Source organism: Colwellia sp. MB3u-41 (assembly GCF_014076845.1).
In the GTDB taxonomy this organism is placed as follows: domain Bacteria; phylum Pseudomonadota; class Gammaproteobacteria; order Enterobacterales; family Alteromonadaceae; genus Colwellia_A.
Map to the genome: position 1 here is coordinate 1 of NZ_JACGUT010000056.1, position 15,475 is coordinate 15,475.

A 15,475-nucleotide genomic window follows, 5' to 3' on the forward strand; every position below is an offset into this window, starting at 1 on the left:
TATTTATTTTTATTTTTATTTTTATTTTTATTTTTATTTTTTGCCAAGACAGAGTCTCGATGATGAAAGCTTTCATGAAGCGACCAAACTTAGTTGTTGTAAAAATGGCAACTTGTTGATGGAGCAAAATAGAATCTAAGATTATGTCAGTATGTAGATGCATTTTTAAATGCTTGTTCTAGTCAGATAGTATAGGAAAGGATCACACTGTGAAAAACGTATTAATATTAGCTATTTTTTTACTTTTTTTTTCACTGCCGAGTCAAGCTGAGAGAGTTATTAATAGTGTACTACTTAATGGTACTCCAACGACAATAGTTGCAGCGGGCGAAACAATATCAGTGCTACTTAACGTCACTACCAATGGGAACGGTAGTAATAAACGTTGGCAATCCACTTCTTATATATTAAATGGTACTACTACTTGCAATAATGACGCTAATATAAACAGTGGTGGCACTTACGATCGTGGTTTTGATATTACTGCGCCTTCAACAGCAGGTAGTTATACTATTTCTTTTTATGCCTATAGACAGGATGGTTGTGACACCAACAAAGAAAGTGATGTTTTTTCAATTACAGATGGTATTACGGTGATTGGAAATGAGCCTGATATTTCTGTTGATGATATAAGTATTGATGCTGGCGATATTGCCACTTTTACTATTGAGCTGACGAGTAGTTACTCCGAAGACATTACCTTGGATTATGCCACCTCAAATGGGGCTGCTACTTCAGGAACTGATTATACGAGCGCTAATGGCACGGTAACGATATTCGAGAGCGATATATCTAGTACAGTAAATATTATTACTTCGCCTTCAGGGAGTGGTGACTTTACTCTTACATTAAGTAATGCAAGTGCAGGCTCTATCGCTGATGCAACTGCTACTGGAACAATTGTTAAAGCAGCGAGTTTAATCGTAGATTACCGTTTTGATGATTGTCGCTACACAGGGGCTGATGATGAGGTTTTTGATCAAACGGGAAATTATTCTGGTAAAACCTTTGGTGTCGCCGATCCTGTTGATGATGCTGTTATTAATCGGTCACTCGACTTAACTGCTGATGGCATTAATGACTGGGTTATGGTGCCTAGTGGTTCTGTGAATGGCTTAGATGACTTCTCGGTGAGTTTCTGGGTTAATACTTCTGTAGATAAAGAGCAGCAGGAAGTTTTTCATGCTTTAGGCATTGACGAAGATGATGATGTGTTAGAGATAGCTCTAGAAGATGATAATAAAGTTTATATTAAAATTAGAGATAACAGTGAAACATTAACAAGTCGTATCGAACTCACTGATGGCTCATGGCATCATATTGCTCTTACCCGAAGTGGTAAAGATGTTTGCTTATTTGTTGATGGTAATGAACAAGATTGTGATGGTGGTGTCAATAGCGGTGTTTTATCTGTCACTAATAGTAATGCAATTGTTATTGGCCAAGAACAAGATGAATTTGGTGGTGACTTTTCTGTGGCTCAAGGTTTTGAAGGAAAACTTGATGAGTTTCAAATTTATGATGCGGTACTTAACTCAGATAGAATAGCGTATATATATGCCAAGCAAAAAGCCGGTGACAATGGCGATGGTTCAACGCGCGACCCAGTAGCTTGTGGCGAAATTGAAGTGGTCGCAGGGCGTATTACCTTAAATAACACAGCAGATAACCCTTCATTTACTCATGTTTGTTTTGATAGACCTTTTTCAGTTGCTCCAGTGGTTTTTAGTTTACCTACTACTGCGAGTAATAGTGATCGCCTCACACTTAGGATCAGCAATGTTACCGTAAGTGGTTTTAATATTGCGCAGGTGGAATCACCAGAAAAATCCAACCCTAGCGCACCCGCAGGTAACATAGCTCAGACAGTAGATTTTTTGGCTATTGTAGAAGGCGATTATGATCTAGATGGAGGGGCTAAAATACGGGTAAGCACCTTGGATACTACACGTTTTCAAGGGAGATATTTTAGCGGTAGTTCTTGGGATACTGTTGATATTACCGATTTAGGGTTTTCACAACCACCCTCTATCATTGCATCCATTCAAACAATGAATAATGAACCCAACGTAAATAATCCAGCCGGCCCTTTCCCTATTTCAGAGCCCTTTTTAGTTACCGCTATTAGAAATGTTACTGAAACTCAGTTTACTATGGCTTTAGAGCGAGCAGAAACAAACACAGGAACTATTGTTTCCAATGAAACAATAGGTTATTTGGCTATTACCCAAGGTGTTATTGGACAGCTAACGGATGATATTAGATATGAATCCTTTCAAACAGGCAATAATATCGAAGGTCTAAATAGTTGCCATATATTCAACTTAGCTGGCAGTTATACGGACAATCCACTCATTATTGCCACCCAGAACACTCGTGACGGTGGTGACGGTGGTTGGCTAAAACGGTGTGCTATTTCACCTGTAAATGTTGGGTTTAGTATTGTCGAAGACAGTGACAGTGACATTGATGCTTATCACACAAATGAACAAGCTGGTGGTCTAGCGTTGGTTGGTACTTTCAAGGATTTTACCAATAACTGTGGTGATCCTATTATTGATCACTACGAAATTGAACATGATGGCAGTGGTTTAACTTGTGAAGCTGAAAGTATCATCATAAAAGCCTGCGCAGATGCTGATTGTAATACACTTAACTTAGATGCTACGGACGTAGCACTAGCAATTAATGGTACGGTACATAAAACAGTGACCGTTTTAGGTAGCACCGATACCAGTTTTGATTTCACCACTCCAGGCACAGCTACATTAAGCTTAGATCAAACTTATAAGTGTAAAAATGGTGTTTCAGCAAACTGTGATGTGGTTTTTGAAAATACTGGCTTTCGATTTTTCTCCGATACAGAAGGGACAGCTATTCCAGAGCAATTATCAGCCAAGCCCTCAAATACTGGTTATAAAGCGAGTACATTAAAAGTACAAGCAATAAAGAAAAGCCCTACAACCGGTGCTTGTCAGGCAGCATTTATTGATAGTAACACCATTGATATAGTGGCTACTTGTGTTGACCCTAACGAGTGTGCAGGTAGCCAAGTAACAATCAATAACTTAAGCGCTGATATCCCTATTAATACTTTAAATAATGCGGCGAGCAAAACGTATACGGGTGTGGCTCTTAATTTTAGTAACGAAGCTGTAAACAGTGCAGAATTTATTTTTACTTATCCTGATGCGGGCAAAGTACAACTTCATGCTAGATATAATATTCGTGATGAAAATGGCGACCCAACGGGTAATTATATGCTCGGTTCGTCTAGCGCTTTTGTGGTTAGGCCGCTTGGGTTTTATATTAATGTAGATGACAACCCAAAAGCACAGAGTGCTAATCAAGTTAATAGTGTTTTTAAAAAAGCAGGTGATGATTTTACTACAAGTCTAACAGCCGTACAGTGGCAAGCCGCCGATGACAGTGATGGAAATGGAATACCAGATACAGGTGCTGATTTATCTGATAATACCACTACTGTTAACTTTGGTAATGAAGCCACATCAGAAAACGCTATCATAACCGATAGCCTTTATCTGCCAACCCCAGGTATAGACGGTGTTTTAACCAATGTCAGTTTTACTGATTTTAGTAATGGTGTTGATAATAATAAAAGTATGACTTATGACGAAGTAGGTATTGTCAAATTTGCTGCAAATTTAACGAATGGTACTTATTTAGGGACAGGTGATATTACAGGAGTAGCACCTTATGTTGGTCGCTTTATCCCTCATCATTTTGAATTAACAACGGGTCTGGATGGCGATCTAACGTCGGTTTGTGATATTAATCGCCTTTTTCCAGCAATGACGTTCGCTTATAGCGGGCAAATGAGTAGAACATCGACATCATCAATTTCAAGTAAAGGATCGTTGCAATATCAATTTGCTCCTGAATTATTCATTACGGCAAAATCATCAATCTGTCCTAGTGAAACTTGCACCACAACAAGTAATTACACAGGAGATTTCATAAAACTTTTACCGAGTAATGTTACCTATATTACGCCAACAGAAGATGCTGACACTGATAATTTACTTGGTGCGAAAGTTAAGCTTACTGCCAATTTAAGTGAAGGGGTTTTTCTTGATGAGAGCGGAGGAGTTATTACTTACGCATTTAATGCTGAGGATAACTTTGTTTACCTTCGAGATCAAAATACAGAGATAACTCCTTTCCCAGCTAAAATAGAATTAGGAATTGCAGCCGTAAGTGACACTGATGGCGTAGTCGCTATTGACAGTGATGGTGATGGTGATAATGGTCGCTTATGGGTTTTGAACCCTCAAGGGAAAGAAATTCGTTTTGGTCGAACTTCTCTTAAAAATAGCTTTGGTCCAGAAACGTCCCCTATAGGGCAAGTTTTATCAGTAGAGTATTTTGATGGCACTAACTTTGTTTTAGCTGATACTGATACTTGTACCCAATACAATTCGACTAATGTTAATTTTGGCTCGCTGAATGGTGTTGGCCTTGCTTCTGCTGATATTCCTGCTGTTTCGGGGGCATTTGTAGATATTGATGATTTACCTAATGGCGTAACGCGACAAATTTTTTTACCTGCTGTAGCAGCAGGAAATCAAGGAAAGGTAGAAGTAATCTATAACATATATCCATGGCTGCAATACGATTGGCACTGGAATGGTGTAGAAGTGAAAACGTTAAATAAAAATCCCAGCGCGATAGCCACCTTTGGGTTGTTCCGTGGTAACGATCGAATTATTTACATTCGGGAAGTTTTTTAATTCTTATATGATGTTTATTGGGTATATGCTAAGAAAGTTATACCCGTAATTGGGTTAGTAAAGAAATAACCTTGAACAAAATTACAATCATATATAGCTATCATGACAGACTGTAGCAACAGTTTACCGGTACTAAGAAAGCTTTCAATCAAAGTGATTGAGTCAGTATTATCACTACCCCCCATTATAGACCATGATCATCCGGCTGAACACGCCATCAAAATCACTTTCGTTAAGTGAGGATATTATTACTGTGGTAACGATTTTAGCTTGTGCATTAGCATCAGGCTCATTTTTACTGTTATATATAGTGGTTTTGGCTCAAAAGTTACAACAGCTTACGGCCTCAAAGCTGTCGTTATGGTACTAAAACCTGAGGTCTTAAATATGGCAGAAATGTACGTTAGTAGTATTCAATTTATCCAAAGACAACGGTTACAATAAGGCCGAAATAATCTGGCACAGTTCAATGTAATTGGCTGGCAAAGATAAATGCAATTTAGTGAGACTGATGTTAGAGATTTTCCAATTCATAAGTTAAGTAAATCAACTATATCAATAATATATATTTATTATTGATTTGCTAATAGTGATATATAACTTTATTACTTTTAGATTTTCCAGCTAATTAAATTACTTTAATCAATAGCTTATTTATTTTGAAGTGAATCCTAGAGTTCAAGTCTCTATCTTACCGCAAAATATAGTAAACCCCGTTAATCGCAAGATCAGTGTTTTTTTGCATTTAAAATTGAAAGCAATAGCGTTAAAGATAAATAAGGGTTTATAGCACTAAAAGTTCGTGTAGAGTTTAAACTCGCTTTCACCGCTCCATTAAATAATCAGCTAACCGAAAGATTAGCGGGTTTTTTCTTTCTGGAATTTATGTTTTTAAGTTTGCTTTAAAAAGACAAGTTAGATATTTCAGTATTTTATAGCTAATGGTAATAAGCAGACATTCGTATACTAAACGTAACATTAACTTATTGAATGAAGGGCTAAACTTTATAATAAGTTATAAAAGTTTAGCCCTGAATTTTCAATATGCTATTTATTTAGCCAAGCCGACATAAATGATTTTAGTATCTTCATTTTTGCGATTAAAAACGGCTGCGATATCTTTTATTTCAACACTTGTGGTAGGTATTTTATCTTTTTTGGAGGTAAAATGGTTTAAATACGAAAAGGTATCTAACGCATCATATTTATAGGCAAAATGCGCCATTGCCATATCATTACAAGTGGTAGAATTAATAGTAAAGCGTTTTGAATTAATCGCAGAACTCATCATACGTAATCTCAGTGCTTTTTTTAATCCATCTTTGTTATTATTACCAGCAAAAACACACATTTTTGTCTCAATACTACTATCTGTTGCAATGAACTCGTACTTGGTAGCATTAGAATTGAAAGCTAATAATACGAACACTACTGCCAATGTTAAATTTTTCATAATTGACTCCTTTATAGTTGCAAGTACCCGATACAACTTAACTAAAAATCTCGAATAGTTAACGGGAGATAGGAAGCTATTTAACACATCCTCATCCGTACTGTTTTAGGCATTTCTTGCGCCATTCAGAATTAATAAAGCCTAATGCTATGAATAAAAGGCGATTAAAATGTGTAACTAAAAGTAATATTAATTTTGAAATAATAAGTGTAAAAAAATTGGACACTTGCTAATAAAAAACTAAAAACATAGAGCAAAATCTAATATTAAATTTGGAAATATACATATTTAGAGTGGAAATATACATGTTTAGAGTCATAGCTTAATATTTTCAGTGCAATGCATTATATACTGTAAAAAATTCTGACATTATACTCTGCCTTACACAAAGTGGACGAGCGGTAAGAAGTCATGCAATACAACGATGTGAACGACCAGTATCGCGAACACGCCAGAGTAATGTGATTGTTCAACCATGTCCGCTGTAGATCAAAACATACAAAAATTTTTAGTATAAATTCTAAAATGCTAAGGTCAACAAAGTCGCAGTTACTGCCCTTAGAGTTATATTTTAGAAGTTAACTATTTCAAAGTTTAATTAAATTTTTTGAAAGGTGTTTACGGTGCTCACATATAATAATTACAGTTTCCATCTTGATTTAGAAGGTTCTCGCTTTATTCAACTTCTACAGCACTCTTTTCTGCTCAACCAAAAAACCTTAATCCCTCATAAAAAGAGTGTCATAAATATTATATCACTTAGGCTAATTTTAACGTTATAAGTGATGATCTTTGTATTTTTCATAGACCTTTTCAAAGTTTTCTGGATGAGCAGCAAAAGCAGCCAGCACTCTGGGATCAAAATGCTCAGGCATCGTTCTACCATCTCCTTCAACAATTATTTTTACTGCTTTTTCATGGCTAAAAGCGGGTTTATAAGGCCGCTTTGAGCGCAAAGCATCATAAACATCACATAGCGCCATAATTCGAGCAGATAATGGAATATCTTCACCAGAAATACCATTAGGGTAGCCGGTACCATCCCATCGTTCATGGTGATTTAAAGCGATTTCTGCTCCCATTTTGATAAAGGGAGAGTCGCCATTTTGGAGTATTTTTGCGCCAATGGCACTGTGTGTGTTCATAATTTCACGTTCTTTTGCCGTGAATGGATCTTTCTTGAAAAGAATAGCATCAGAGATACCAATTTTACCAATATCGTGCATAGGGCTGGCATAGAACAAGGACTTGTTCATTTTTTTACTAAGACCTAGTAACCTTCCCAAGAGATATGAATAGTGTGCAATACGGCGTACATGTGCACCCGTTTCCTCATCTTTAAATTCAGCTGCGCTCACCATAGTAAGTATGGTTTCCTTATACGCACTTTCAAGCTTAGCTGTACGCTCCTTAACTTTGGCTTCAAGTTTATGGTTATAGTCTGAGAGGAGGTCGCTGTAATCTTTTAAACGTAACATATTTCTAACACGCAATATTATTTCAGCTCGATCTACGGGTTTGGTAAGGAAGTCATCAGCACCTAATTTCAGTGCTGTCAATTTAGCATCATGATTGTCTATAGAAGTTACCATGATAATAGGAATAGACAGCGTTTCTGGGTTCTTTTTCAGCTTTCCTGCCACTTTGTTGCCGTTCAACCCAGGCATCATTATATCGAGCAGTATTAAATCAGGTGGATCTTGTGCTACGCTTTTTAGCGCTTCTTCACCACTGTTAACACTCTTTATTATATAGCCCTCATATTCGAGCATCACTTTTAGAAGCTCTCGGTTTAAATGCTCATCGTCAACAATAAGAATTTTTTTAGGACGATTATTCATGTCGTTATCCTGTTAAGAAATTAAGGTACTACTACATGTTTTTCAACCACTGCCCATAGTATCTTATAACGCAGTGGCTTGGAGATATAGTCATCACAGCCAGCAGCTTGACAAAGCTCCTCATCACCGCTCATCGCTAAAGCCGTTAAAGCGATAATGGGGATAGACTGTGTGTCAGGAGATGCCTTTAGCAATACGGTTGCTTCTAAGCCCGACATACCCGGTAATTGGACATCCATTAAGATCAAGTCCGGTGACTCTGTTCGGCTTTTATGCAAACCACTTCTAGCATCTTTTGCTTGAATAGCAACATGACCAGCCTTTTCAACAAGCAGCGTGGCGAGTTCCATATTCATGGGATTATCTTCAACAATTAATATGCGAGCCATCTAAATTTCCCTTAATATATATACTTAAAGCGCTCTAAATTGTGATGCTAAATATTTGTCTATTATCATTGTACTTTACCCTGTTCTTTAAAGACTAACCTTGCGCATGCTGTGTTCTACCCTTGCTAATATATTTTGGTTAACGCTGAATTGGCATCACTTTATTGTTATTATTAATTATTTTTTCTGTCGATAGGTTTATTCGCTCAAACGAACTATTGTTATCTTTCATTCCTGATAAAGGTTTTACAGAGGTAGATTCTTGCTTAAGACTTATCTCACGCCACGGCAGCCAAACCTTAAAGCAAGAACCTTTATTCTCCGCACTCGATACTGCCATAAAACCACCATGTAAATGAGCAAGCGCTTTCACCATGACTAATCCAAGACCGGTACCACCATATTTCCGAGATAGACTGCTATCGATTTGAGTAAAGGGTTCAAACAGCTTATTCAAATCAGCATCAGAAATACCTATGCCAGTGTCATGTACCATAATTTCAAGAAACTCTTTAAAGTTTGTTTGGTCGCTATCAACGTCATCAATTAGCCGGGTTTTCCATGCTTTATTATTGTTGACCATAACCGCCTCTACGCGAAAAATCCGGCGAGCTGAAAGGGTAATTTTTCCTCCTTTAGGTGTAAACTTAACCGCGTTAGACAACATATTGTAGATTATCTGCTTAAGTTTTCGTCCATCACACTGCATGAAAGCTAAATCATCTGGTACATCCTCTGCCAGATCGATATCTTCTGACATCGCCTTTTCCTTTACCATAGACATACAATCATGCAGTAGACTAGTAAGCTGAAATTTTTCTAAATCGAGGGTCATCTTACCTGCTTCTACTTTTGAGAGATCGAGTACATCGTTAATCAATGAAAGCAAATGTTGACCACTATCAAAAATATTCCCAATATATTTATTTTGTTGGCCGCTGATTTCACCAACAAGCCCATCTTTAAGTACTTCTGAAAAGCCTATAATAGCATTAAGTGGCGTGCGTAATTCGTGTGACATACTGGCAAGAAATTCACTTTTCATCTTACTAGCGTGCCGTAACGCTTCACCTTCTGCACGCAGTAGCGCGGCGTGACGTTGATCACTAATATCACGAGTTATCTGGGCAAAACCAATCACTTCATAATGACTACTATGTATGGCTGTTATAACAGTATTACACCAAAAACGGGTACCATCTTTGCGAAGTTGCCAGCCACTTATTTCGAAACGGCCCTGCTCTCTTGCTATCTGTAGTTCTTTCTCTGGCTGACCCGACGCTATTGCTTCGAGAGGATATAAACAGGAAAAATATTGCCCATTAACATCATCAAAAGCATAACCGGTAATATACTCAGCCCCTTTGTTCCATGAAGTAATATTGCCATTAGCTTCGAGCATTATAATCGCATAATCACGCACGCTTGAAACCAATAACCTCAGCGACTCTTCACTCTTTTTTAATTGCTTATCCGCTTGTATTCGCGCTAATTCAACAACAGAAAAACGCCGAACATAAAGAAAAGTTGCAAGTGTTACTATTAAAAATAATAGCCCACCCATCCAAATAAGCTGTCGCGCCCGTCTGTCAATAGGGGCATATACTTCTGCTTCATCAATTTTTGCTACCATACCCCAGCCCATTCGAGGGATCTGCGCGAGATAAGAAATTACTGGTATATTTTGATAATCGACGCCACGAAAGAACCCCGTTTTTCCGTTAACCGCATTCGTACCGGGAATATCTTGCTGGTTAAGAGGTATGCTCATCGTGAGTGACAAATCTTTTGGGCGGCGCACCTCGTTAAGATATAAGGCCTCACCTGCATCCCTGCGGACAAGTAAAGTTTCTGCGCTCAAACGCCCTACTGGCCATGCATCGAGCATAGGAAATAGAAATTGTTCTGGGTTAATACGAAAATAGAGTACGCCAATGATCTGGCGAGTCCCTTTGATATCAACAAATAAAGGGGTTAGCATAGCCATTCGTAGTGTTTTTTTCTGTCCCAAGTTAATTTCGCCAAGGATCATGTTTTTACTACGGATAACATCTATGGCCTGCTGTTGTATCAACTCATCTGGCTGGCTAATAATGTTTTGGTTAGTCGATAATATAACTAACCCATCGAGATCAAGCAGTGTTAAGGCCGCATATTGGTGACTGTCTTGAATGACTTTAAGACGATGCAATATTTTTTGGCGGTTGACATTATTTGGAGCACCATCACTTAGCCAACTTTCAAGCATGTAGGTAAGATAGTAATCTTCGCTCATAATAACAGCATCACGTTGAAGTCCATCAAGCCAATAATCGATTCTTTCAATTTTCAGGTTGGCGATACTGGCTAGATTGTCTTCGCTGCGTTTTAGGATGATATTTTTCTGATATTGGAATATTAACAGTCCTATCATGGTGATAGACAGGACAAAAATAATAAGCAAGGTAAATGGCTTAAACGATGGTTGTGAATATAACTTATCAACTTTCATAGTACGACACCGTTTTTTTAACAAAACAATGGGTACTATTAGCTTTTAAAATAGCAGATAAAGTAATGTTTATTCCTAGTGTAATTGATGATGGCTCGCGTCAAGTCCGTTTACCCAACATCTATTGAGTATGGCTTTGTATGGGGTAATAGCAACATTTTTTATGTCATTCAGATAAGTATAAATATTTTTTTCATTTCGAAATATATCTGAATATCGACCATCACAACTTAAAAAACGAATGTTAATGGCTAAAAGCAATAGCTTAGTAATTTACAGTTTGATAATTTATTAAAAAATAGTGTTATGTATCGGTAATTATTATTTGAACCATTTTTCATTAATAATCGGCTTCGGGTAACTCATAAGACTTTTTAATGCTCAATCGTTGGCTAGCTATATCATCAAATGCTTTTTGATAAGTATTAATAACCTCATCTGTTGTATTAATATTAAATGCCAAATAATTACCTATTTTATTAATCTGCCAGACCTGTTCATAATCATTTGTATCAAAATCGAGCTGTCTTGCTAAATAAGCAAAACCATGAATAGAAACAACAATCATATCGACGCGGTCTGAGTCCATTAGCAAAAAGGCTTGCTCTAATTGAGAAACTTTTGCCAAATTAGATGAAGGAAAACCTACTTGATGAAGTGATATCTCTGAAATATCACCTGCGACTGCCGCCACTTTATGATAAAAAACTTGTCCTAAATTAGTAAAACTAAAGTTTTTTGATTTTTTTGCCATTAATACGTGAGTAGAATGAAAGATAGGCCCTACCCATTTAAATAAACTTTCACGCGAATGCGTTTTAGACATAGTAAATAAAGCGGTGTTATATTTATCCAAAGTAAATCGGTAGCCACGCGACCAGGGAACAACCAATATTTCTTGTTCTGTAATATCCAAATGTTTCCAGATAGCTTTTAAGGTATCAACTGAAATCCCTTTAAGTTGATCGTTAACGAAATAATTAGCCGGTGGGTAGTTTTCAGTATAAAAGATAATATTTTCTTTTAATAACGGGAATTGAAATGCTTTCAGTTGGGGAAGCACAAAAATAAAGACCAACATTGCTTTTAAAATAAATTTTGTTATTAAAATAGATATATCCCACCATTAATAAAAAAAGTAACAATACTTTTTTTATTCATTCACTTTAGCCTTACTTATAAACAGTTTACTTACGCAAATCAACGTTATTATCAATTGAAGGTATTTATTCATGAAAACAATACGAGAAACATTCAATAAGACAATATCAAGTGATCCCTATAAAAAATCAATTAAAGTTAATCAATGAATTAATAGCATCTGACACTGTTAGGAAATGAATTTTAGTTAGACACAATTCAGCTTTGTTAAACTCATGAGCGCGAATTAAATGTGTAACATCTTCTACAACGGCTACTCGTTCAATTTTAGTTAAAACGAGCTTATCCGTTCTCCATTCAATTAAGTAACAAGAACCTGTTGAGTCTATTAGATAGTCATCATCACTCAGGATTAATTCTGTACACTCTTTGTTAAAAAATTGCTCAGAGCTTAAATAAAGAAGCTCGTCATCACCCTCGAGCTTTAATATACAGGGCCAAAAAATCATCTAAATACCTCTATAAATATAACGCACTATTAAGTGAGCGTTCGTTACTTTTACTTAAATTAAACCGCTCATTTTAGACATCGTCCTCTAGGTTCGTCACTCTCATGAAGCACAATGTTAGAATGAAGGAACTCTGCAGCCTCTGCTGAATCTCTGACTTTAGACGCACTGCGTATTAACATTTCTGTTTCAAATTCAGTTAACACACTTTCTCTCATACCCGCTTGTCTCCAATGAGATAGTGGTCGACATCCTATAGATATTCCGCGAGCCAGTGCCAAAGCATCCAATAGAGCTTGATTTGCCCCCTGTCCTTTGAATGGGCTCATTGGGTGAGCAGCATCTCCAATCAGTGTTACGTGCTGGCCTTTAGCCAATAACTCTGCTTCAAGGAGTGGTCGGTCATACACTGGATAACCAGAAACTTGACTTGTCTGTGTTGCCGCCAAAATTTGAGGAATGGGATCGTGCCACTGAGTTCTTCGACACGCTTCATGCTTGAGGGCTTTTGCACCTTGTGAACTTAACGCCTTAGCCTCTTCTTCGGGCATAGGAAAACTAAGTTGCCACATCACTGAATCTGCGTCATAAGGCATTATATAGATACGTTCATTGCCATTGGCTGTTTGAAATACTGTTGCTGAGTCTAACAAAGAATTTTCAAGCCCTTCGAGAGCAGTCAAGGGGCAAATCCCCAAAATAACAATACAACCAAGATACTGTAAAGGGCTTATATCGTCGCCAATCAGTAACTTTCGCACAGCACTGCGAATACCGTCAGCACCCACCAAAAGATCAGCCTTAGCGATTTTTATATCCCCACCTACTTGAAAGCTAAGTTCAATATTTTTATCCTCACTTTCATTAGCTCTTTCTTTAAAACCAACTAACTGGTGTCCCCATTGCACCGCATCATGCCCACCGAGTTGCTCAAGTAAAGCTAAACGTAAAGATTGTCGTGCGATATGTATATTGGTGCGCTTGACCGATGTTTTCACCGCTGAAGGATGCCACTTTCTGATCCCCCATTCACCGATCACTTTTCCATCGGTGGTATGGACAACATGTCGGGTTGAGACCACCCCTTCTGATAACGAAATAATGCCGAGCCCTTCAATCGCTTTACTCGCTTGCTGTAGAGTAAGACCATACCCTTGAGAGCGTGTGTCGAAACCGCTATCGCGTTCATAGAGTGTGAAAGGGATACCGCGGTGCAAGCAAGCAACCGCTAATGCCACGCCACCTATACCACCGCCAATAATAGCAATATGTGGGTAATTTTCTTTATCTACAAACGGTGAGCTAACACAATGAACTAAACCCGTTCCACGGCAGTTCAAACAATCATAAAGGTGTCCTTTTGGACGTACGGGTGCCAAGCCTTCGCCTAGCATTTTTTCAAATTCAAGTAATTCCCGCTGATACTGAAGTCGCAGTTTTTTACGAGGCCTTCTACTTTTTTTGCCACGTCCTTGACATTCCTGACAAATAGTCCAGTTGCTTTCTTCATTTTTCAACGTTTTCATTTCCTTTTTATTTAGCCCCATTTAATTCACCTTCGTTAGAGAGAATTTAGCCTAAACATATGTGTTAATTATGGTTTTTATTACGGCGTTCATAATTTAACGCTAGAAAATTTAGGTATGTTTTGTGGCATAAGTGATTATTGAACGCCATTTAGCAAAGGAATACTGCGCAGACTAGGATTTTAGACTTCTTTATGTAAAGAAGACACTAATTTGATGAAAGTTTATTACCTTTTTCTCGCTAATAATCACCGTACTATTAATTTTAAATCAATTATTTAATACAGGAAAATCAATTTACCCAGCTTATGGTACTAAGTTGCCAATTAAAAAGTTAACCGTTTGCTTTGTTATATAACAACCATGGTATCTTCGGTGAGATGAGCGCTCTTCCTCTTGCTATATTTATTAGTTAGCAATGACTCATTAACATTATGTTTATAGAGAAAGAAACACAATTGAGCAACATCATTAAACAGGAAAAATCATGCTAAAAGGCAAAACTTCACTCATCTCAGGTTCAATCAGTGGTATTGGCTTAGCCGCTGATCATGTACTGGCTGAATAAGGTATTAACTTAGTACTACACGGTTTAATGAATAACCTAGAAGATCAAGATATTTCAGTGTTTATGACTAAGGCTACTCAAATAATGGGATCTATCGATATAATGGTCAATAATGCAGGTATTCAACACACTGAAATTATGGGTATTTTCCCTGAAAATAAGTGGGTGTGATAATCGCCACCAATTTAACTGCTGCATTGCACACTCAACGTTAGTGGTTTGACAATTTTATCCCAAGATTATTATTAGCGTAATTGTGATCAATACCACCAAAAAAAAACATATTTTGACCGCTTTGAGTTTGTGCTTAAATGAATATCACGGTACGTTTTAATGTTGTGGGCCACGTTAGCATGCCATCAATTTTGCGCCTTGATGAATGGCAAATTCATCCCAGATACCGACATTGGCATTAATACTTGCTGCCTTACCGCTAGCTGACGTCATATGATTTAAAACTGCATCAACATATTTTTCTCCCCCGACGGCCTTGCAACGATTAACCATGTCGACAAACTGGACACGATGACCACTTCGACTGTCAATTTTATAGCTTATCGGTTGATATTGAGTCCACCATTGTCCCCTTGAATGTGCAGTTTAGGTGGTGACACCTAAACTGCGGCATAACCTTTAGGGCCTAAGAAGTCTTCACACTCTTGGGCGACATCTTGCCAATTCCATTCAAATAAATGAAAAAAAGTAGTGGGGTGAGCTGCGGGTTGAACCTAACAGACAATGCCTAGTGCCAAAACTGTCGTTATTAACGATTTTATTACTTTAGTTTTCATTTCATTTTATTTTTATTTTTATTTTTATTTTTATTCCTAATGTAAAATTAATGGT

At 37.4% G+C, this 15,475-nt stretch carries 9 protein-coding genes and 1 pseudogene; 2 read left to right on the forward strand and 8 right to left on the reverse strand.

The genetic code is table 11. From position 1 onward, the window contains the following. Positions 1-209 precede the first annotated feature (209 nt). The gene (locus H4J73_RS05545) at positions 210-4,751 is read left to right on the forward strand and encodes a DUF6701 domain-containing protein (RefSeq protein WP_182223848.1); all 4,542 of its coding nucleotides are present in this window, start codon (positions 210-212) and stop codon (positions 4,749-4,751) included. 1,051 nt (positions 4,752-5,802) lie between these two features. Here the strand turns inward: H4J73_RS05545 and H4J73_RS05550 are convergent. The 7 genes from H4J73_RS05550 to H4J73_RS05580 form a co-directional block, all read right to left on the reverse strand. After that, positions 5,803-6,204, reverse strand: a complete 402-nt coding sequence (locus H4J73_RS05550; protein ID WP_182180033.1) for a DUF3718 domain-containing protein — start codon at positions 6,202-6,204, stop codon at positions 5,803-5,805. Positions 6,205-6,980: 776 nt separating this feature from the next. Continuing rightward, positions 6,981-8,045: an HD domain-containing phosphohydrolase gene (locus tag H4J73_RS05555; protein ID WP_182180035.1), complete on the reverse strand. Its 1,065-nt coding sequence runs from the start codon at positions 8,043-8,045 to the stop codon at positions 6,981-6,983. Between the two features lie 20 nt (positions 8,046-8,065). After that, positions 8,066-8,434: a response regulator gene (locus H4J73_RS05560; RefSeq protein WP_182180037.1), complete on the reverse strand. Its 369-nt coding sequence runs from the start codon at positions 8,432-8,434 to the stop codon at positions 8,066-8,068. A gap of 139 nt (positions 8,435-8,573) precedes the next feature. Further along, entirely contained in the window at positions 8,574-10,925 is a 2,352-nt protein-coding gene (locus tag H4J73_RS05565; RefSeq protein WP_182180039.1) for an ATP-binding protein, read from the reverse strand. A 340-nt stretch (positions 10,926-11,265) separates the two neighbouring features. After that, positions 11,266-11,988: an ABC transporter substrate-binding protein gene (locus H4J73_RS05570; RefSeq protein ID WP_182180041.1), complete on the reverse strand. Its 723-nt coding sequence runs from the start codon at positions 11,986-11,988 to the stop codon at positions 11,266-11,268. A gap of 226 nt (positions 11,989-12,214) precedes the next feature. Next, the gene (locus H4J73_RS05575) at positions 12,215-12,535 is read right to left on the reverse strand and encodes a DUF4144 domain-containing protein (RefSeq protein WP_182180043.1); all 321 of its coding nucleotides are present in this window, start codon (positions 12,533-12,535) and stop codon (positions 12,215-12,217) included. A gap of 68 nt (positions 12,536-12,603) precedes the next feature. After that, the gene (locus H4J73_RS05580; protein WP_259366555.1) at positions 12,604-14,082 is read right to left on the reverse strand and encodes an NAD(P)/FAD-dependent oxidoreductase; all 1,479 of its coding nucleotides are present in this window, start codon (positions 14,080-14,082) and stop codon (positions 12,604-12,606) included. A gap of 574 nt (positions 14,083-14,656) precedes the next feature. Here H4J73_RS05580 and H4J73_RS05585 point away from each other — a divergent pair. Next, positions 14,657-14,800: a hypothetical protein gene (locus H4J73_RS05585; RefSeq protein WP_182180045.1), complete on the forward strand. Its 144-nt coding sequence runs from the start codon at positions 14,657-14,659 to the stop codon at positions 14,798-14,800. Positions 14,801-15,040: 240 nt separating this feature from the next. On the opposite strand, the pseudogene H4J73_RS05590 reads toward H4J73_RS05585, so the two are convergent. Further along, positions 15,041-15,345: pseudogene (locus H4J73_RS05590) on the reverse strand (alpha-amylase); the annotation flags it as partial. Between the last annotated feature and the right edge of the window lie 130 nt (positions 15,346-15,475).